The organism is Enterobacter sp. CP102, assembly GCF_025152625.1.
In the GTDB taxonomy this organism is placed as follows: Bacteria; Pseudomonadota; Gammaproteobacteria; order Enterobacterales; family Enterobacteriaceae; genus Enterobacter; species Enterobacter soli.
The window spans coordinates 3151956-3170808 of the sequence record NZ_CP104014.1; the positions used below are offsets into that span (position 1 = coordinate 3151956).

The following is an 18853-nucleotide window of genomic DNA, read 5'->3' on the forward strand; positions in this document are numbered from 1 at the left end:
TTAGAAAGGATATTGCCCGGAAAAAGGCTCTGCAATCGCTACACCGAAGTTTTTCAGACGGCAGGTGGCGGCGAATTCGTCCTGGCTTTTAACAAACAGGCACGGTTCACCTTCACACTCCAGCACTGAACTGTCGACTTCGATATCCGTCAGCGCCTGGCTCAGGCGTTCCATTACCGGCCATGCGCTTTCATCGCTTGGGCTCAGCAGTTTGAGCGCGACCAGACAATTCTCGCACCCGGCTACGTTTTGCGGAATCGGTTCAACTTTCGAACCTGCAAAACCCGCCGACCAGCGATAGCTCTGGGGCAAGCGGTGGACAATGGAGAGTTGTAATGTATTCACGTTCGTTCCCCGGAAGCAAAATTTACTTCACAATTTATTTACATTCATAGTAACACATCATCGCTAACCTGCCCTGTTTTTGATAAGAAAACGCTTACAGCCGCAGTTTGCGGGCATTAGCATCTTATTTATCCGGGCTTTTTTATGGGAGTTACAGGTTCGCGTCGGCGCTATATGTACCCGTTTCTGCGATCTAACTCAACCTTTTTAAATACAATGATGTGACTTTTTACATAAATAGATTTTACATAAAAGAAACAAACACGGGGTAAACGAACGGAGGTTTGGTTGATATGCATCAACAAAAAGGCCCGAAACGGGCCTGATGTGTGCGCTAGTTGGCCGTTTTTCGCGGCCGGCTGGCGTAGAGATAAAACAGAATGGAGCTGGTCGCACAGAACGCGATAGCCCACAGCATTGGCCAGGCAGTGTTAAACGTTGCCATCGACAGCATCGCCCCCACGATAGCACCAATGCCAAAGCGGAACGTCCCGGCAAGGGATGATGCCGTCCCTGCCATATGAGGGAACTCATCAAGAATAACGGCCATCGCGTTTGAGGAGATCATCGACACACAGCCCACAAAGGCCGCAACGCCCAGCACCAGCGCCCAGAAACCGATCCCCAGGAACGCACTCACCACCAGCCAGATAGCCATCACAAACTGGATCCAAAGCCCGGCACGGAACATGTTCAGCGCCCCAACCCGCCGGACAAAACGGCTGTTGATAATGGTCAGGATAAACAGGAACACGATATTCAGCGCAAAGTAATAGCCAAAATGCTGCGGTGAAACGTGGTTAAGCTCGATGTAAACAAACGGCCCGGCGCTCAGGAAAGAGAACATCCCGGCGAAGCTGAAACCACTTGCCAGCATATAGCTCAGCACCCGCTTGTGGCGGAACAGCGAAGCAAAGTTACCCAGCGTGGTGCGGATGTGGAATTTCTGTCGACGCTCAACGGGCAGTGTTTCATCGATGAAGAAGAAAATCATCGCCGATGCCAGCAGCGCCGCAAGCGCCAGGATCCAGAAAATCGCGTGCCAGCTAAACCACACCAGCACTGCCCCACCCGCCATCGGCGCAATCAGCGGAGCAATGGTGGTGACCAGCATGACAAACGACATCATGCGGGAGAACTCTTCTTTCGGATACACATCGCGCATCAGGGCGTTAATCACCACGCTGGCTGCCGCCGCTGCAAGCCCGTGGAAAAAGCGCATAACTATCAGATGATCGATGGTTTGCGCCAGAGCACAGGCCACTGCCGCGCCCGCAAACACCAGCGTGCCACCCAGAATGACCGGCTTACGGCCAAGACTGTCGGCCATTGGCCCATATAACAGCTGCCCAATCGCAAAGCCAAGAATATAGGTACTGAGCGTCATCTGCGCGCTGCCCGCCGGTACACCAAACTGCGCGGAAATGACCGGTAGCGCAGGCAGATACATATCGATGGACAATGGCATCAGCATGGCCAGCAGGCCAAGGATGAAAACAATTTTGAAAGACGAGTGTGGCCTGGTGGTCACAGAGTTCTCCTGAAATTAGCGCGAAGGTAAGCCTACGCTGGCGATTTCTTCTTCCGTCAGTGGGCGGTATTCACCTGGCTCAAGTGCCGGGTCGAGTTCAATCGCACCAATACGCTCACGGTGTAAGCCCACAACATGATTTCCCACAGCAGCAAACATGCGCTTCACCTGATGGTAGCGCCCTTCGCTGATGGTCAGACGCACTTCGGTCGGAGCGATCACTTCCAGGACCGCCGGTTTCGTCAGGTCTTTCTCATTATGCAGCTGAACGCCTTTCGCGAATTGTTCTGCTGTGTCATCGGACACCGGCGATTCCAGCGTCACCAGGTAGGTTTTTTCACAATGATGGCGCGGGGAGGTAATGCGATGTGACCACTGACCGTCGTCGGTCATCAGCACCAGTCCGGTGGTGTCGATATCAAGACGCCCTGCCGCATGAAGCTTATGCGCCACCGGCTCGTCGAGGAAATAAAGGATCGTCGGATGATCGGGATCATCCGTGGAACAGACATAACCTTCCGGTTTGTTCAGCATGAAATAGCGTGGGCCATTTTGCTGCATCAGCGGGTTACCGTCGTACTCCACCTGATGTTCAGGCTGAAGTTTGAAGGACGTGTCTTTTACAATGTCGCCATCCACGGTAACGCGGCTGGCGCGAATTTCACGCCCGGCAATAGCGCGGCTAACGCCGAGTTGCTGAGCGATAAACTTATCAAGTCGCATGAAGTCTTTTTAGCCTTAATGGTGCTGGAAGTCGGACGACGCGTCCGAAAAAAGAAGCAGTCAAGAACGGTTCAGTATAATGGTCTGGTTGCGCCACTCAAGGGAAAAAGTTTCGTGGCATACTATGAATGAGTTAACTAATCAGAGAACCCATGACTTTTACACTTCGCCCCTATCAGCAGGAAGCCGTTGACGCCACCCTCTCCTGGTTTCGCAAACATACAGAGCCGGCTGCCATTGTGCTCCCGACCGGGGCTGGAAAAAGCCTGGTAATTGCCGAGCTGGCGCGCCTGGCGCGTGGCCGCGTGCTGGTGCTGGCACACGTCAAAGAGCTGGTAGCGCAAAACCACGCCAAATATTGTGCGCTGGGTCTGGAGGCGGATATTTTCGCCGCCGGGCTTAAACGCAAAGAGAGCCACGGCAAAGTGGTGTTTGGCAGCGTGCAGTCGGTGGCGCGTAATCTGGAACATTTTCGCGGCGAATTCTCGCTGCTGATTGTCGATGAGTGTCACCGCATCAGCGATGATGACGACAGTCAGTATCAGCAAATCCTTTCTCACCTGAAAGAGGTGAACCCTCACCTGCGCCTGCTCGGCCTGACCGCCACGCCGTTTCGTCTGGGCAAAGGCTGGATTTATCACTTTCATTATCACGGGATGGTTCGCGGGGATGAGAAAGCGCTGTTCCGCGATTGCATCTATGAACTCCCGCTGCGCTATATGATTAAACATGGCTATCTGACGCCGCCCGAACGTCTGGACATGCCCGTGGTACAGTACGATTTCAGCCGCTTGCAGGCGCAGAGCAACGGCTTATTCAGCGAAGCCGACCTCAACCATGAGCTGAAAAAACAGCAGCGTATTACCCCGCATATCATCAGCCAGATTGAAGAATTCGCTCAGACGCGCAAAGGGGTAATGATCTTTGCCGCCACCGTTGAGCACGCCAGGGAGATAACCGGGTTACTTCCGTCAGGGGACGTTGCGCTCATTACCGGCGAAACCCCAGGCCCCGAACGTGACGCGCTGATTAACGCGTTCAAGGAACAGCAGTTCCGTTATCTGGTTAACGTCTCGGTGTTAACCACCGGGTTTGATGCGCCGCATGTCGATCTGATTGCCATTTTACGCCCCACCGAATCCGTCAGCCTGTATCAGCAAATTGTCGGGCGCGGCCTGCGCCTGGCACCGGGTAAAACCGATTGCCTGATTCTGGATTACGCCGGGAATCCGCACGATCTCTATTCCCCGGAAGTGGGTACCCCAAAAGGGAAAAGTGACAACGTGCCGGTTCAGGTCTTTTGCCCGGCCTGTGGTTTCGCCAATACGTTCTGGGGCAAAACCACCGCCGACGGCACGCTGATTGAACATTTCGGCCGCCGCTGCCAGGGCTGGTTTGAAGATGACGAAGGCCACCGTGAACAGTGCGATTTTCGTTTCCGTTTTAAAAACTGCCCACAGTGTAATGCCGAAAACGATATTGCCGCCCGACGATGCCGGGAATGTGACACGATTCTGGTCGACCCAGACGATATGCTGAAGGCCGCGCTGAAGCTAAAAGATGCGCTGGTGCTGCGCTGTTCCGGTATGGCGTTACAACCGGGAGCAGATGAAAAAGGCGAGTGGCTGAAAATTACCTATTACGACGAAGATGGGGCCGACGTCAGCGAGCGATTCAGGGTGCACACGCCGGCCCAGAGAACGGCCTTTGAACAACTTTTCATCCGCCCACATACCCGCACGCCGGGCGTGCCTCTGCGCTGGATAACGGTGGCCGATATCGTGCATCAGCAGGTGCTGTTGCGCCATCCAGATTTTGTCGTCGCCCGTAAGAAAGGCCAGTTCTGGCAGGTGCGTGAAAAGGTCTTTGACTATGAGGGACGCTTTCGCCGGGCAAATGAACTGCGCTAGTGCGGGATCTCGCTGTAGTTCATGGCGTTCAGATCATCCAGCAGCCCGGGGCCTGTGGGCTGCCATCCCAACCGTTTTTGCGTCCATACGCCGCTGGCACGAAGATCAAGCGTGGCGAAGGCAGCAAACCAGCCAAACCAGGCCGCGGCCTGTTCCTTTGAGACTGAGAGCGTCGGTAACGCCATTCCTGCGGCGACTGCATCGGCAATCGCCCGGGATGAAATCGCCTCTTCAGCCACCGCGTGATAGCGTTCCCCGCGCGTCCCTTTCTCCAGCACAGCGCAGTAAAGCCTGGCAACATCATCCACATGAGCGGCTGACCAGCAGTTTGTCCCTTCGTCAATCCAGGCCGCAGCGCCTTTTTCCCGACACAGCTGGATGTAATATGAAATCAGCCCCTGCCGACGCGTGTCATGCACCTGCGGCAGACGAACGACACGAACATCAACGCCTTTTTCCAGCGCCACCTGCCCTGCCAGTTCAGAGGCGATGCGCGGGTTAGGATGGCTGAGGTTGAAAATAGCCTCCGTCGCAGGCTGGCCGTTTTCCGGGTCACCCATTCCGGTACCTGACGTAATGATCAATGGCCGTTCAGATCCTTCAAGCGTTCTACTTAAGGTCGTGATGACCTGTCTGTCTTTTTCACAGCTGGCGACAAAGCGGCTGAAGTCGTGATCAAAGGCGGTGTGGATCACCGCGTCCGCCTTTTCCACGGCAGGCAGCAGCGTGTCAGGATCATCTATCGTACCGCGCTGTACCTCGATACCTGCCGCGCGTAACCGCTCTGCGCTTTCCGCGGACCGCGCAAGACCAATCACCTGGTGCCCGCTGCGTTTAAGTTCGTCTGCGATACGTGAACCAATAAATCCCGTTGCTCCGGTTAAAAAGAGACGCATAACTTACCTCCTGATGAATGTCACAGGCAGGGTAATGCGGCATCTGATACTATAAAAGTAGTGACATTATCGTAGTATAATCATTAACAGGGTAATCATGTCTGATGAGGATCATAACGCGCCAGGCGCGTTTCTGAAGGCCTGTCGGTTGCGCCTTGACCCCGCCTCTTTTGGCTTTGTGACCGGACGTCGACGTACGCCGGGATTACGCCGCGAAGAGGTGGCACAGCTTGCCAGTATCAGCCCGACCTGGTACACGTGGCTTGAGCAGGGCCGTGGCGGCGCGCCGTCGAAAGAGGTTCTGAACCGTATTGCTTCTGGTTTACGTTTAACCGCTCCCGAGCGGGATCACCTCTTTATTCTTGCGTTTGGACACCCTCCCGAAAATCACTTTCGCGGGCCCGATACCGTCACCCCTCGCCTTCAGCGTGTGCTGGATGCCATGACCGATAGCCCGGCGATTATTAAAACTGTCACCTGGGATGTCATTGCCTGGAACCGTGCCGCCGCTGCGGTGCTCACCGATTACGGCGCCCTGCCCCGGGAACAACGCAATATACTGCGTCTGATGTTTAGCGATAGCCGGGCGCGATCTATCCAGGCAGAGTGGGAAAGCGTGGCGAGCGTGGTGGTGAATGCGTTTCGCGCCGACGTTGCTCGCGCGGGGCGTTCCCGGGAGACTGAGCGGTTGATTGAAGAGCTTTCTCTTGCCAGCCCGGAATTTGCTGCGCTGTGGCGTCGCAACGACGTTGCCGGACATGCCGAAGGGATAAAACATCTTCATCATCCGCAACTTGAGGATATTGCACTGGAATTTTCGACATTTATCGTTGATGGACGACCAGACTTAACCATGATGGTTTTTAACCCCGCAGACGGTCAGAGCCAGCAGCGGATCCGCCAGTGGCTGAATACGCATCCGGCAGCATGACTGTACGTTTTGATTGCCCCACGGAAGATTGGGGGCTATAATGCCGCCCGCTTTTGCATCCGCAAAGCAGAACACTCACCTGCTGCTGGGTCGCCTGTAGTAGGGTTTTAAAATACAGAGAGAAATCAATGTTTACTATCGAAGCAGAAGTACGTAGCGTTCAGGGTAAGGGTGCGAGCCGCCGCCTGCGTACCGCTAACAAGTTCCCGGCTATCGTTTACGGTGGCGAAGCTGCTCCAGTTGCAATCGAACTGGACCACGACAAAGTATGGAACATGCAGACCAAAGCTGAATTCTACGGCGAAGTTCTGACCATCGTTGTTGGCGGTAAAGAAGAAAAAGTGAAAGTTCAGGCTGTTCAGCGTCACCCGTTCAAGCCAAAACTGACTCACATCGACTTCGTTCGCGCGTAATCGCAAACTTGTCGAAAAAAAAGCCCCGCTTCCGCGGGGTTTTTTTATGGCTGCTATTTACCACCAGAGGTGCGGCGTTGCAGTTGATCGCGCAGGTTCGGTGGCGTCCCTTTGATGGTCAGTGTGTCGGTCGCCGGATCCCAGAAAATGCGTTCCCCAAGCAGCATGGCATCAAAGTTAACCGTTAAGCCGCCGCCGCTACCGGCGAATTTGGTTAACTGACGCAGCGTGCTGCGGTCTGCCGGGAAGCTCTCTTCCAGCTCATAACCTTTATCAGCCGTAAATTCCTGGAAGCTCACTTCACTCACGCCCGCCAGCTCTTTGGAAAGCGACTCCAGCTCAATCTCTTCGCCCGCCTGCAGCTGTTCGTTGCAATAGCTGTAAACCTGCTGACGCACGTTCTGACGTTCTGATTTATCAAGCTGAGCTTCAGCGGTGAAGTCATCCACTGCCTGCAACAGACCTTTATTCTGTGCTTTGGCGTTCAGGCCTTCGCTGGCGCCCAGGAAGTCCATAAAGAAATCCGCCACTTTACGGCCGACACGTCCTTTCAGGAAGGTCAGATAGCGGGTGGATTCCGGGTTGGTTTCCCATTCGGTCAGATCGATACGCGCGACGATATCGGCATGGTTAATGTCCAGATAGTGCGTAGAGCTGATATCCAGCTGCTCATTGACGCGCATACTGCTTAAATTGTTCAGCACGGTTACCAGCAGATACTCAACCGCCAGATAGCGGTACTGGCAGAACAGAACGATGCCGCCATCAGCGAACGGGTATTTTGCCAGCTCATCACGCAGACGCCCGGTTGCCGCCCGGCTGAATGCCAGAAAATCTTCTTCGCCCTGGCGTTGCAGGCGCAGGCTATCCGCCAGTTCGCTCTCTTCGCTGAACAGGCCATAGGCTTTATTTTTAGCGCTATACACGCGATGCAATTCCGCCATCATTTCAACAACGGTAGGCGTTGGTTCAAGTAACGAATCGCGCAGCACCACTTCAAGGGTTTGCTCATCACGCTTGATAAGCTGGTGCAAGGCAATCTGGTTGATATCCAGACTCATGATAAACTCTCCTTTTAGACCGGGCGGTATTCAACCACCACCAACGCATGTGTGCAACAAGAGAAAAAAGGGGAAAAAAAGCTGCTCCTACGGTAATATGTTGCCCTTTCATCAACAAACTGATTTTGATTTATGCCACAACATTCCCGCTACAGTGACGAACACGTTGAACAACTGCTCAGTGAGCTGGTCAACGTACTGGAAAAACATAAAACGCCGACCGATCTTTCCCTGATGGTGTTGGGAAATATGGTTACCAACCTTATCAATACCAGCGTTGCTCCGGCTCAGCGTCAGGCGATCGCCAAATCTTTCGCCCAGGCTTTGCAGTCATCCGTTAGCGACGATCAGGCCCATTAAGGGAAACGAACAACAGTTTATGGTGACGAATCGTCAGCGCTACCGTGAAAAAGTCTCCCAGATGGTTAGCTGGGGGCACTGGTTTGCCCTGTTCAACATTCTGTTGGCCATGGTACTTGGCTGCCGTTATCTGTTTGTGGCGGACTGGCCAACCACGCTGACCGGGCGTATTTACTCCTGGATGAGCGTTGTCGGTCACTTTAGTTTTCTGGTTTTCGCCACCTATCTGCTGATTCTGTTCCCCCTGACGTTTATCGTCATGTCGCAGCGCCTGATGCGGTTCTTATCCGCCATCCTTGCGACGGCGGGCATGACGTTATTGCTTATCGACAGCGAAGTCTTTACCCGTTTCCACCTCCATCTCAACCCTATCGTCTGGGAACTGGTGATTAACCCGGACCAGAACGAAACCGCGCGTGACTGGCAGCTGATGTTTATCAGCGTGCCGGTGATCCTGCTGATTGAGATGCTGTTCGCCACCTGGAGCTGGCAAAAGCTCCGCAGCCTGACGCGGCGTCGCCATTACGCGAAGCCCGTTGCGGCGCTCTTTTTTGTCTCATTTATTGGTTCGCACATCATGTATATCTGGGCCGATGCGAACTTCTATCGCCCTATTACCATGCAGCGCGCTAACCTGCCGCTCTCTTATCCGATGACGGCACGTCGTTTCCTTGAAAAACACGGTCTGCTGGATGCGCAGGAGTATCAGCGTCGTCTGGTTGAGCAAGGCAACCCTGAAGCGGTCACCGTTCAGTATCCGCTGAGCGATCTGCGTTACCGGGATATGGGCCGTGGTCAAAACGTACTGCTGATAACCGTCGATGGCCTGAACTACTCGCGTTACGAAAAGCAGATGCCTGCGCTCGCCGAGTTCGCTGATAAGAACGTGACGTTCACGCAGCATATGAGTTCCGGCAACTCAACCGATGCAGGTATTTTTGGCCTGTTCTACGGCATTTCGGCTGGTTACATGGACGGCGTGCTTTCGGCACGCGTTCCTGCGGCACTAATTACCGGACTTAACCAGCAGGGTTACCAGTTGGGGCTGTTCTCTTCGGATGGCTTTAACAGCTCGCTGTATCGCCAGGCGCTGTTGTCTGATTTCTCACTGCCTGCCGCGCAGAGTCAGTCTGATGAACAGACCGCTAATCAGTGGGTGAACTGGCTTCAGCGTTATGCTCAGGAAGATAACCGCTGGTTCTCCTGGGTTGCGTTTAACGGCACCACACTTGATGACAGCAACCAGAAAGGCTTTGCTCGCCGTTATAGCCGCGCAGCGGGTGACGTTGATGCACAAATTCGCCGGGTGCTGGACGCACTGCGTGAATCCGGCAAGCTGGATAACACCGTGGTCATTATTACAGCCGGCCGCGGCATCCCACTGGGTGATGAGTCGAAAAGCATGGTCTGGTCGCGCCCTAACCTGCATGTTCCGCTGGTCATCCACTGGCCGGGAACGCCGGCACAGCGCATCAATATGCTTACCGATCATAAAGACGTGATGACCACCCTGATGCAACGTCTGCTGCACGTAAGCACCCCGGCGAATGAGTACTCGCAAGGACAGGATCTGTTCAGCGCCACTCGCCGCCACAACTGGGTGACCGCTGCAGGGAATAATACGCTGGTGGTGACCACGCCGGAGCTGACGCTGGTGTTGAACAGTAACGGCAATTACCAGACGTATAATCTGCAAGGTGAAAAATTGCATGACCAGAAACCGCAGCTTAGCCTGCTTCTGCAAGTGCTGACGGATGAGAAACGGTTCATCGCTAACTGATTAATTATAAACCAGTTAGAGCCTGACTCCCTTGCATTCAAAAAGGAATCGAGTAGTATTCTTTTTACGCGTCGGCACGTAGCGCAGCCTGGTAGCGCACCGTCATGGGGTGTCGGGGGTCGGAGGTTCAAATCCTCTCGTGCCGACCAAAAACACCTGAAAACCAGCCATATGGCTGGTTTTTTTATTGCACGTCATCCGGCGTTTTCATCAGGTAGCAGAGTGTCAGCAGACAGATAACCGCTCCGGTATAAAACGTATATTCCGCGCCCCACGTTTCCCAGATAACCCCGGCCACTACGCTTGCAATCAATAACCCAACGCCGCTGACCATACTGAAAATACCGTACGCCGTGCCGCGCAGATCCGCTGGTGCGGTTTTCGCAATCATTGCCGCAAGCAGTCCCTGCGTCATTCCCATGTGCACGCCCCAGAGCGCGACGCCCAGGATGATACCAGTCCAGTGGGTTGTGAACGCCAGTACGATATCCGCAGCGATTAACACCACCAGCCCCCACTGCAACAGGCGGGTATGACTCATCGCATCGGATAACTTGCCAAACGGATAGGCAGAAAGGAAATAGAGCAGGTTCATGGCAACCATGACCAGCGGGATAAGGGCCAGCGGTACGCCCGACTGCTGCGCCCGAAGCACCAGAAAGGCTTCACTGAAACGCGCAAGGGTGAAGACGGCCCCTAATCCGATGACCCACCAGCAGCCTTTACCCAGTCGCTTAAGATTCTCTTTTTTTACCGGATTGCTACGTTTGTGCTCAACCGGCGTTTTGGGTTCATGCAGCCCAAAGAACAGCAGCGCAACCGCGAGCACACCGGGGATCACCGCAACCCAGAAAATAGCGCGGAAATCATCATTCCACAGCAGCATTAACCCTACGGCCAGCAACGGCCCGAGAAAAGCGCCGACCGTGTCCATTGACTGGCGCAGGCCAAACGCGGCACCACGCAGTTCAGGTGGCGTAACATCTGCGACCAGTGCATCTCGCGGTGCACCGCGAATCCCCTTCCCTACACGGTCGATTAATCGTGCGCCTAAGATCATGCCGGACGACGAGGCTATCGCAAACAACGGCTTACTTAACGCCCCCAGCCCATAACCCAGCACGGCTAACCCTTTTCTTTTTCCGATATAATCGCTGATCGCTCCGGAAAAGATTTTGATAAATAACGCGGTGGCTTCTGCCAGCCCTTCAATCAGGCCGATAAAAATCACGCTGGCACCAAGCGTGGTCACCATAAACAGCGGCAACAGGCTGTGGATAATCTCCGATGAGATATCCATCAACATACTGACACCACCCACAACCCAGACTCCCTTTGGGATCCGGCTAAGCGTTGCAAACCGGGATAGCATTAACGTCTCCTGTTTTCTGTAGAACAATCATAGCGTTCGCAACAGGTTAACCTGGAAATGAGAATAAATATCGTTAAAAGACATGACGGCATAAAAAAAGCCAACCCGCAGGCTGGCTTTAGTATAGCGAATGGCGGCTTAATGCTTTTCGCGGTCACCCAGGAAATAGATCCCCAACGGGATGGCGAGCAGAACGGTAAACACCAGGCTGTAAACGCAGATCATCGCTGATTGCAGCACATACATGCTGGTCGTCCACTCGGAAAGTGGGATGTTATACTGCTCGATAACACCGACAATGGTTGCCCGCCCGACGCCTGCGGCAGCAATCATAAACACAACGAGCAGTGCCAGTAAAAACTTCCGGCCTTCAGGTGTTTTCAGTTTTGCGCGAACCATGTCTCTCTTTCCTTTACAGATGAACAACATTATTTAGCGCTAACACTAACACGATCTCCCGTCCGACTCCATTCCAGAATTAACAACCACAAAAACTCTTAAAATGCAGTTTATTAATCCAAAACCAATGAAAATATAAGTAAATACATCCATTCATTCACCGGCATTATGCTAATCTGGACAGGATCGTTTTGACATAAAGGAATGACTGTGAAAAACGCACCTAAATTTGCCATTGCCCTCCTCGCCGCAGCGTGCGTCAGCACCAGCGCTTTTGCCAGTGAAACCTCAAAAGAGCAGCCTCTGGAAAAAGTCGCGCCTTATCCGCAAGCGGAAAAAGGCATGAAGCGTCAGGTGATCCAATTACCGGTTCAGCAGGATGAAGCGAATTTCAAAGTGGAACTGTTGATTGGACAGACGCTGGAAGTGGACTGCAACCAGCATCGCCTGGGCGGCCAGCTGGAAAGCAAAACCCTGGAAGGCTGGGGTTACGACTACTACGTCTTTGATAAAGTCACCTCTCCGGTATCGACCATGATGGCCTGCCCGGACGGTAAAAAAGAGAAGAAATTTGTGACCGCGTATCTGGGTGATAACAGTCTGCTGCGCTACAACAGCAAGCTGCCAATTGTGGTCTATACGCCTGAAAACATCGACGTGAAATATCGGGTGTGGAAGGCAGATGAAACTATCGGACAAGCGGTAGTACGTTGATAAAAAGCCGGGTAATCATTACCCGGCTTTTTATTTTACAGCGCGATATCCGCAACCGGTTTGTTTTCCGCCTGAGGCTTCAGCTCTGCCTTCGGTGCCGCTTCAGCTGCCTGTGGCTTAACATATTGCAGTTGCAGAACGTGACTGGTGTATTCCAGCTCTTGCTCCGTTGCTGCTACGTTGCCGTTCAGCTTAGTACCGTAAGACGGGATAATGGTTTTCAGTTTCGCCTGCCATTCCGGGCTGGCGACTTTATCTTTAAACACTTTTTCCATCAGGTGCAGCATAATTGGCGCAGCAGTAGACGCTCCCGGGGAAGCCCCCAGCAGGGCTGCGATGGAGCCATCTTTATCGCTCACCACTTCAGTACCCAGACGCAATACGCCGCCTTCTTTCGGATCACGCTTGATGATCTGCACGCGCTGACCCGCCTGCCACAGACGCCAGTCTTCTTTCTTCGCCTGCGGATAGTACTCTTTCAGCGCCGCGAAACGATCGTCGTCAGAGAGCATGACCTGGCTAATCAGGTATTTCACCAGATCGAAGTTATCCAGACCCACATCAACCATCGGTTTGAAGTTGGATGTAGTGGTCGCGCTCAGCAGATCGAACAGAGAACCGTTTTTCAGGAATTTAGTCGAGAAGGTCGCGAATGGCCCGAACAGCACGACGCGTTTACCGTCAAGAATGCGGGTATCGATGTGCGGAACGGACATCGGCGGCGCCCCTACAGAAGCCTGACCGTACACTTTCGCCAGATGACGGTTCACCACTTCCGGGTTATCCGACACCAGGAACTGCCCGCCAACCGGGAAGCCCGCATAGTCGTCAGCTTCCGGAATGCCTGACTCCTGAAGCAGTTTCAGCGCTGCACCGCCCGCGCCGATAAAGACAAACTTCGCTTTAATCACATGTTCAGCGTCGTTGTTTTTCAGATCGGCAACCGTCACGCTCCAGCTGTTATCCGCGTTACGCTTGAAGCCGCGCACTTCGGTGCTCAGTTGCAGGTTGAAGTTCTCTTTTTTCTTCAGAGAGCCCACCAGCTGACGGGTAATTTCGCCGTAGTTGACGTCCGTACCGATTTCAGTGCGGGTTGCTGCTACTTTCTGGTTTGGATCACGGCCTTCCATGACCAGCGGAGCCCACTCTTTAATCTGCGCGTGGTCTTCTGAATACTTCATGCCGCGGAACAGCGTGCTCTGCTGTAAAGCCGCGTAACGCGCGCGCAGGAAGTTGACGTTCTGATCGCCCCACACAAAGCTCATGTGCGGTACGGTATTGATGAAGGAGTGCGGATCGTGCATCACGCCGCTGTTCACCTGGTGTGACCAGAACTGACGGGAGATCTGGAAAGCTTCGTTGATCTCTACCGCCTTCTCGATACTAATGGAACCGTCCTTTTTCTGCGGCGTGTAGTTCAGTTCCATGAGTGCCGAGTGCCCGGTCCCGGCGTTGTTCCAGCCGTTAGAGCTCTCCTGAGCCACGCCATCAAGACGTTCGACCATGGTCATCGACCAGTCTGGCTGTAATTCTTGCAGATAGGTTCCCAGCGTGGCACTCATGATGCCACCACCAATTAAAAGGACGTCCGTTTCCTGCTCTTTTGGCGCGGCGGCATTCGCCACCATTGAGACAGCATTCAGTCCCATAGCCACAGAGAAGAGCATGGCAGTCATTTTTTTCATAATTTATGCCTTAGAGTAATAGTGCTTTATGCGTGGAAATTGCAGGTGAAAAAAGCTGCGGGGGGAACGGTAACAACTTTTAAATATTGTTTAAAGGTTACGAAATTATTGTAATTGTGAAATTTAATGATGGATTGTTTGTAGGGGATTGGGGGTTCGACTGGCAACGCGCTTTTTTTCTGGCTACTATGCTGCACTTTGTGATCGCGCGCACGGAAGCCTGCCCTAACCTGCGAACTGTTATGTCATTACCACACTCTTCTTTGCCCGATGAGGGCCGTATTGCTGTTGTACTGCGCTCCCCGTCGCTCTTCATCCGTGAAACACTGGCCGGGGTGATTACCGCGCTGGCACTGATCCCTGAAGTTATCTCCTTCTCAGTGGTTGCGGGTGTGGATCCCAAAGTCAGCCTGATTGCCTCTGTAGTGCTTTGTCTTGCCCTCTCGGTTCTCGGCGGTCGCCCTGCTATGGTAACGGCCGCAGCGGGCTCTGTGGCGCTGGTCATCGGCCCGATGGTGCATCAGCACGGCGTGCAGTACATTTTGCCGGCGGTGATTATGGCGGGAGCGATCCAGATCCTGTTTGGCGTGCTCGGGATGGCGCGGTTGATGCGTTTTATTCCGCAGTCGGTGATGACCGGCTTCGTTAACGCCCTTGGGATTTTGATTTTCTTTGCCCAGGTGCCCCATTTCTGGAGCAGAAGCCCGCTGATTGTTGGCCTGTTCGTGCTGACGCTGCTGATTGTGTTGTGGGTTCCGCGCTATATAAAAAGCATTCCCTCTCCGCTGATTGCCATTGTGGTCTTAACCCTGTTCACGGTAACCACCGGGCAAATCCTGCCGACCGTGGGTGATGAAGGCTCAATGAGTGGTGGTCTTCCCGGGCTGACTCAGCTGCTTGTCCCCCTGAATCTGGAAACCCTGAGCATTATCTGGCCCTGTGCGTTAAGTATCGCGTTTGTCGGCCTGCTGGAATCATTGCTGACGGCAAAACTGGTGGATGAACTGACGGTTACACCATCGGGCAAGCGCCGCGAAAGCATTGGCCTGGGCATCGGTAATATCATGGCCGGTCTTTACGGGGGCATTGCCGGTTGCGCCATGATCGGGCAAACCATCGTCAACGTGGAAATGGGTAAAGGCCGTAGCCGCATTTCGACCCTTGCCGCAGGCGTTGTGTTGCTGGTGCTGGTCACCGCGCTGAGCGAAGTGATGGCTAAAATCCCGATGGCCGTTCTGGCCGGGATTATGGCGATTGTCGCCATCAAAACCTTCAGCTGGCACAGCATTCAGCCCGCAACGGTGAAAGGTGCGCCCATCGCTGAAACGGTAGTGATGCTGGTCACCGTAGCCGCGACGGTATCGACCGGTAATCTGGCGATTGGCGTCCTCGGCGGGATTATTGTGATGGCGCTCCTCCCTGCGCGTATTAAGCGCAGGCACGAACTTACATCAGAAAAATCGTCGCCAGCCCAAGAAAAATAAAGAAACCGCCGGTATCGGTGATGGCGGTGATCATGACGCTCGACCCCACCGCGGGGTCGCGCCCAAGACGGGTCATCGTCATAGGGATAATCACGCCCATCATGGCGGCCATCAGCAGGTTAAGCACCATCGCCAGCATCATCACACCGCCCAACGCCATATCGCTGTACAACCACCATGTTATCCCGCCCATGATACCGCCCCACACCAGGCCGTTAATCAGCGCCACCCCCATTTCCCTGAAGATGAGAAACGCAAAGTTGCCGGGCTGAATGTTTTCCAGCGCCAGGGCACGAACAATCATGGTAATGGTCTGGTTTCCGGTGTTTCCGCCAATCCCGGCGACAATAGGCATCAGAGAGGCCAGCGCCACCAGTTGCGAAATCGTGTGTTCAAAGCCGTCAATCACGCGGGAGGCGATAAACGCAGTACAGAGGTTAATGGCAAGCCATGCCCAGCGGGTTTTAACCGCCTTACCTACCGAGGCATGTACGTCATCTTCCGCACTCAGACCCCCGAGGGCGCGCAGGTCGTTATCGGTTTCTTCGTAAACCACGTCAACAATCTCATCGATGGTCAGACGCCCCATCAGTTTACCCACGGAATCCACCACCGCCGCACTGACCAGGTCGTCACGTTCGAAGGTTCGCGCCGCTTTTTCGGCGTCATCTTCAGGTGAGAAGACCATAGGCTCAGTTTCCATCACCTCACTCACCCGTCGCTGCGCACTGTTCAGCAGAATGGTTTTCAGCTCGAGTTCACCCAACAACGTTTTATCGCGCGAGGTCACAAACAGCTTATCGGTGTTGTCGGGCATCTTGCCCAGACGGCGCAGATAGCGCTGCACCGCCCCAAGCGTCACGTCCGGGCGTACCGTGATGACGCCAAACTCCATAATCGCGCCGACGCTGTTTTTCTCGTAATGCATCACCTGGCGTACGCGGGCACGTTCATCGGCTGGCAGTGACGCCAGCAGGCGACCGGTCAGGTTTCGCGGCAGGTGCTGAACAAGGTAAATCTGCTCGTCGATATCCAGGGTCTGCACGGCATCGAGGATATCCCGGTCACTCATCTCATCAATGAGGTCATCCCAGACGTTTTCGGAGGCTTCCAGCAATACCTGACCACGTTCGTGATCTTCAACCAGGCGCCACAGGGCGTGACGCTCTTCGGAGGGGAGTGCTTCAAGGGTATCCGCCAGGTCGGGCGGCGGAAGATGAGCAACCAGCGCACCTACCTCAGCAATATCGTCGGATAAGGTGCCGACATCATATTGCTCAGCCAGGGTCAGTTTGCCTAATAACGCTGAAGTGACCGCTTTATCGGTCGTGAGAAGCCAGATGAGACGCGCACGCTCCTGGTCGCGCAGCCTTGCGCTGTTTTTGTTTATTACCGACATCAATCATTAATCCATGAAATGAGATGACATCAAGCATAGCGCGGGGATATGTAAATAAGAATAAACAACGGGACAAGGTGGGCAAAAAAGCAGCGAGGAAATATAAAAAACAGGCCGGGTAAGGCGGAGCCGCCACCCGGCACACAAACTCTTACGCCGTACGCGCCACCGCATCACGGGACGCGGCATCGCGCTCTTCACCGATCAGCTCACTCAGCTGTCCATCCCGCATCTCCAGCAGACGATCGGCGTGAATGAAGTAGTGATCGTCATGGCTGATAGCAAAGATGGTTTTGCCCATCTCCTGCATCAACGGCAACAGCACCTGATAAAACTCGCGGCGGAAATGCGGATCCTGATCGGCGGCCCACTCATCCAGCAGGATAATGTCACGCTCTTCCGCCAGCGCCAGCAGCAGCGCAACGCGTTTTTTCTGCCCTTTGGACAGCTTGAGGTTCAGGATCTTGCCCTCTTTCAGCTCCAGCTTATGCGACATTTGCAGATGCGAAAGCCACTTCTCTACCAGCGCCGGATCCGCCAGTTGCCCCTCTGGCCCCAGCAGTTGCTCAAATAGCCAGACATCGGTGAACACCGCTGAAAACAGCTTGCGATAGTCCTCCGGTTTCTCTGCGTTCAGCGCCTTGCCATCCAGCAGGATCTCGCCAGATTGCGGCTGGTAAAGCCCCGTGAGCAGCATTGCCAGCGTGGATTTCCCGCTGCCGTTACCGCCAATCAGGAACAGCATCTCACCCCGGTGAATGGTGAGATTAACCGGGCCAACAGAAAATGCATTGTCCTGGTAGCGGAACGTCACATTACGCAGTTCCAGCGTTTTCCAGTCCGGGAACGCCTGTGGACGCGGGAACTCGGCCTTAAACGGCGCGAGGTCGAATTTCTTCAGTTTGTTGAAGGCCACCTGGGCGCTGAGCAGCGTCGGCAGTGCCCCTACGGCAGAAAGCAATGGCGTGCGTAAAAACAGCAGCGTCAGCGAGTAGGTCGCCGCCACATTGGTGTCAGCCCATCCCAGGCTGTTTGCCATCCAGAACACCAGACCAATGGCACCCAGCATCATGATGTTTGACCAGTTCACCGCGCTCAGGTGGAAGGTATCCGCCCGGATAATATGATGACGATACTCGCGGGCATCAGGGATATAGAGGTGATTAAAGATATGCTCGGCACGCTCGCGGTTCAGCGTCAGCTCTTTGCGCCCTTCCAGCACCGTCTGATAATCGTTATAGAGCTTATCTTCCGTTTCACGCAGCACCGCCATGTGCTTATAAACGCGCGCCACCAGCAGATAGCCGCCCCAGATGGTGACCACAATCCAAAGCGCAGTCACCGCCAGCATTTTGGTTGAGAGCCAGGCAAGATAAGCCGCCGAGCCAAAAGTCAAAATAATCCCCTGCACCAGCTCCGGCAGACGCACGAACGCGATGGTGATAGCACGCACATCGCTGGTCAGCCCCGCCAGCAGAGAAGCACTGCCGAGCTGCTCGACGCGCTCTACCTGAGTGTCCAGAATTCGCTTGATAAACTCGCTACGCAGGCGATAAACAAAGTGGTGGCCAAGCGTGGTTAACGCCAGCTGGGAGCCTAACGTCACGGCCATCAACAGCAACAGCAAGCCCAGAAACTCTGGCAGCACCGACAAAGATGTGTCGACCATTTCGATCAGTCGAACATTGATGAACGCGATCAGGCCAATACCTAACGCCGCGCTGGCCAGGCTTAATGCCATCACCGCCATAAAAGGCCAGCGGTACTGACGCCAGACAAGAAGAAGTAGTTGCATACGGAGCAATCCAGGCAATAAAAATCAGCCAGCAGTGTAAACTGCCCTGCGCGCA

General features: G+C 54.2%; 17 protein-coding genes and 1 tRNA gene. 8 read left to right on the forward strand and 10 right to left on the reverse strand.

All coding sequences use genetic code 11. The features are described from left to right. The 3 genes from N1249_RS14880 to rsuA form a co-directional block, all read right to left on the reverse strand. Positions 1–345 carry a YejG family protein gene (locus N1249_RS14880; RefSeq protein ID WP_014071058.1) on the reverse strand — a complete coding sequence of 115 codons (345 nt, stop codon included), beginning with the start codon at positions 343–345 and terminating at the stop codon, positions 1–3. A gap of 334 nt (positions 346–679) precedes the next feature. Next, on the reverse strand, positions 680–1876 hold the full coding sequence (locus N1249_RS14885) for a Bcr/CflA family multidrug efflux MFS transporter (RefSeq protein WP_259830563.1): 1197 nt from the start codon (positions 1874–1876) through the stop codon (positions 680–682). Between the two features lie 15 nt (positions 1877–1891). Next, positions 1892–2599 carry a 16S rRNA pseudouridine(516) synthase RsuA gene (gene rsuA, locus N1249_RS14890; protein ID WP_259830573.1) on the reverse strand — a complete coding sequence of 236 codons (708 nt, stop codon included), beginning with the start codon at positions 2597–2599 and terminating at the stop codon, positions 1892–1894. Between the two features lie 152 nt (positions 2600–2751). Here rsuA and N1249_RS14895 point away from each other — a divergent pair, with 152 nt between their 5' ends. Beyond that, the gene (locus tag N1249_RS14895) at positions 2752–4509 is read left to right on the forward strand and encodes a DEAD/DEAH box helicase (RefSeq protein WP_259830575.1); all 1758 of its coding nucleotides are present in this window, start codon (positions 2752–2754) and stop codon (positions 4507–4509) included. Here the strand turns inward: N1249_RS14895 and N1249_RS14900 are convergent. After that, positions 4506–5405, reverse strand: a complete 900-nt coding sequence (locus N1249_RS14900; RefSeq protein ID WP_259830577.1) for an SDR family oxidoreductase — start codon at positions 5403–5405, stop codon at positions 4506–4508. The genes N1249_RS14895 and N1249_RS14900 overlap by 4 nt on opposite strands. Positions 5406–5502: 97 nt before the next feature. On the opposite strand from N1249_RS14900, the gene N1249_RS14905 reads away from it, so the two are divergent. Both N1249_RS14905 and rplY read left to right on the forward strand, forming a co-directional pair. Further along, positions 5503–6336, forward strand: a complete 834-nt coding sequence (locus tag N1249_RS14905) for a helix-turn-helix transcriptional regulator (protein WP_259830579.1) — start codon at positions 5503–5505, stop codon at positions 6334–6336. 128 nt (positions 6337–6464) lie between these two features. After that, entirely contained in the window at positions 6465–6749 is a 285-nt protein-coding gene (gene rplY / locus N1249_RS14910; protein ID WP_259830582.1) for a 50S ribosomal protein L25, read from the forward strand. Positions 6750–6802: 53 nt separating this feature from the next. Here the strand turns inward: rplY and yejK are convergent, their stop codons facing one another. Further along, positions 6803–7810 carry a nucleoid-associated protein YejK gene (yejK, locus tag N1249_RS14915; RefSeq protein ID WP_014071063.1) on the reverse strand — a complete coding sequence of 336 codons (1008 nt, stop codon included), beginning with the start codon at positions 7808–7810 and terminating at the stop codon, positions 6803–6805. A 132-nt stretch (positions 7811–7942) separates the two neighbouring features. Between yejK and N1249_RS14920 the strand changes: the two genes are divergently transcribed. The 3 genes from N1249_RS14920 (at position 7943) to N1249_RS14930 (ending at position 10099) form a co-directional block, all read left to right on the forward strand. Then, positions 7943–8170 carry a YejL family protein gene (locus N1249_RS14920; RefSeq protein WP_001135586.1) on the forward strand — a complete coding sequence of 76 codons (228 nt, stop codon included), beginning with the start codon at positions 7943–7945 and terminating at the stop codon, positions 8168–8170. Positions 8171–8189: 19 nt separating this feature from the next. Continuing rightward, positions 8190–9950, forward strand: coding sequence for an LPS biosynthesis-modulating metalloenzyme YejM (gene yejM / locus N1249_RS14925; RefSeq protein WP_259830590.1), 1761 nt, complete (start codon positions 8190–8192; stop codon positions 9948–9950). A 72-nt stretch (positions 9951–10022) separates the two neighbouring features. Then, a tRNA-Pro gene (locus tag N1249_RS14930) sits at positions 10023–10099 on the forward strand. 35 nt (positions 10100–10134) lie between these two features. Here the strand turns inward: N1249_RS14930 and N1249_RS14935 are convergent. Together N1249_RS14935 and N1249_RS14940 are read right to left on the reverse strand one after the other, a co-directional pair. Then, complete coding sequence (locus N1249_RS14935) at positions 10135–11322, reverse strand: MFS transporter (protein ID WP_259830597.1); 1188 nt, start codon at positions 11320–11322, stop codon at positions 10135–10137. Positions 11323–11460: 138 nt separating this feature from the next. Beyond that, on the reverse strand, positions 11461–11721 hold the full coding sequence (locus N1249_RS14940; RefSeq protein ID WP_014071065.1) for a DUF2534 family protein: 261 nt from the start codon (positions 11719–11721) through the stop codon (positions 11461–11463). Positions 11722–11925: 204 nt separating this feature from the next. Here N1249_RS14940 and eco point away from each other — a divergent pair, with 204 nt between their 5' ends. Continuing rightward, positions 11926–12435 carry a serine protease inhibitor ecotin gene (gene eco / locus N1249_RS14945; protein WP_041162094.1) on the forward strand — a complete coding sequence of 170 codons (510 nt, stop codon included), beginning with the start codon at positions 11926–11928 and terminating at the stop codon, positions 12433–12435. Positions 12436–12470: 35 nt separating this feature from the next. Here eco and mqo read toward each other — a convergent pair whose 3' ends face one another. Next, positions 12471–14120 carry a malate dehydrogenase (quinone) gene (gene mqo / locus N1249_RS14950; RefSeq protein ID WP_259830607.1) on the reverse strand — a complete coding sequence of 550 codons (1650 nt, stop codon included), beginning with the start codon at positions 14118–14120 and terminating at the stop codon, positions 12471–12473. A 188-nt stretch (positions 14121–14308) separates the two neighbouring features. Here mqo and N1249_RS14955 point away from each other — a divergent pair, with 188 nt between their 5' ends. Then, entirely contained in the window at positions 14309–15604 is a 1296-nt protein-coding gene (locus N1249_RS14955) for a SulP family inorganic anion transporter (protein WP_259830609.1), read from the forward strand. On the opposite strand, the gene mgtE is transcribed toward N1249_RS14955, so the two are convergent. Both mgtE and N1249_RS14965 read right to left on the reverse strand, forming a co-directional pair. Then, a complete protein-coding gene (gene mgtE / locus N1249_RS14960; protein ID WP_217187480.1) occupies positions 15567–17003 on the reverse strand; it encodes a magnesium transporter in 1437 nt (478 codons plus the stop codon). The genes N1249_RS14955 and mgtE overlap by 38 nt on opposite strands. Before the next feature lie 151 nt (positions 17004–17154). Beyond that, positions 17155–18798: a multidrug ABC transporter permease/ATP-binding protein gene (locus N1249_RS14965; RefSeq protein WP_259830611.1), complete on the reverse strand. Its 1644-nt coding sequence runs from the start codon at positions 18796–18798 to the stop codon at positions 17155–17157. Positions 18799–18853 lie beyond the last annotated feature (55 nt).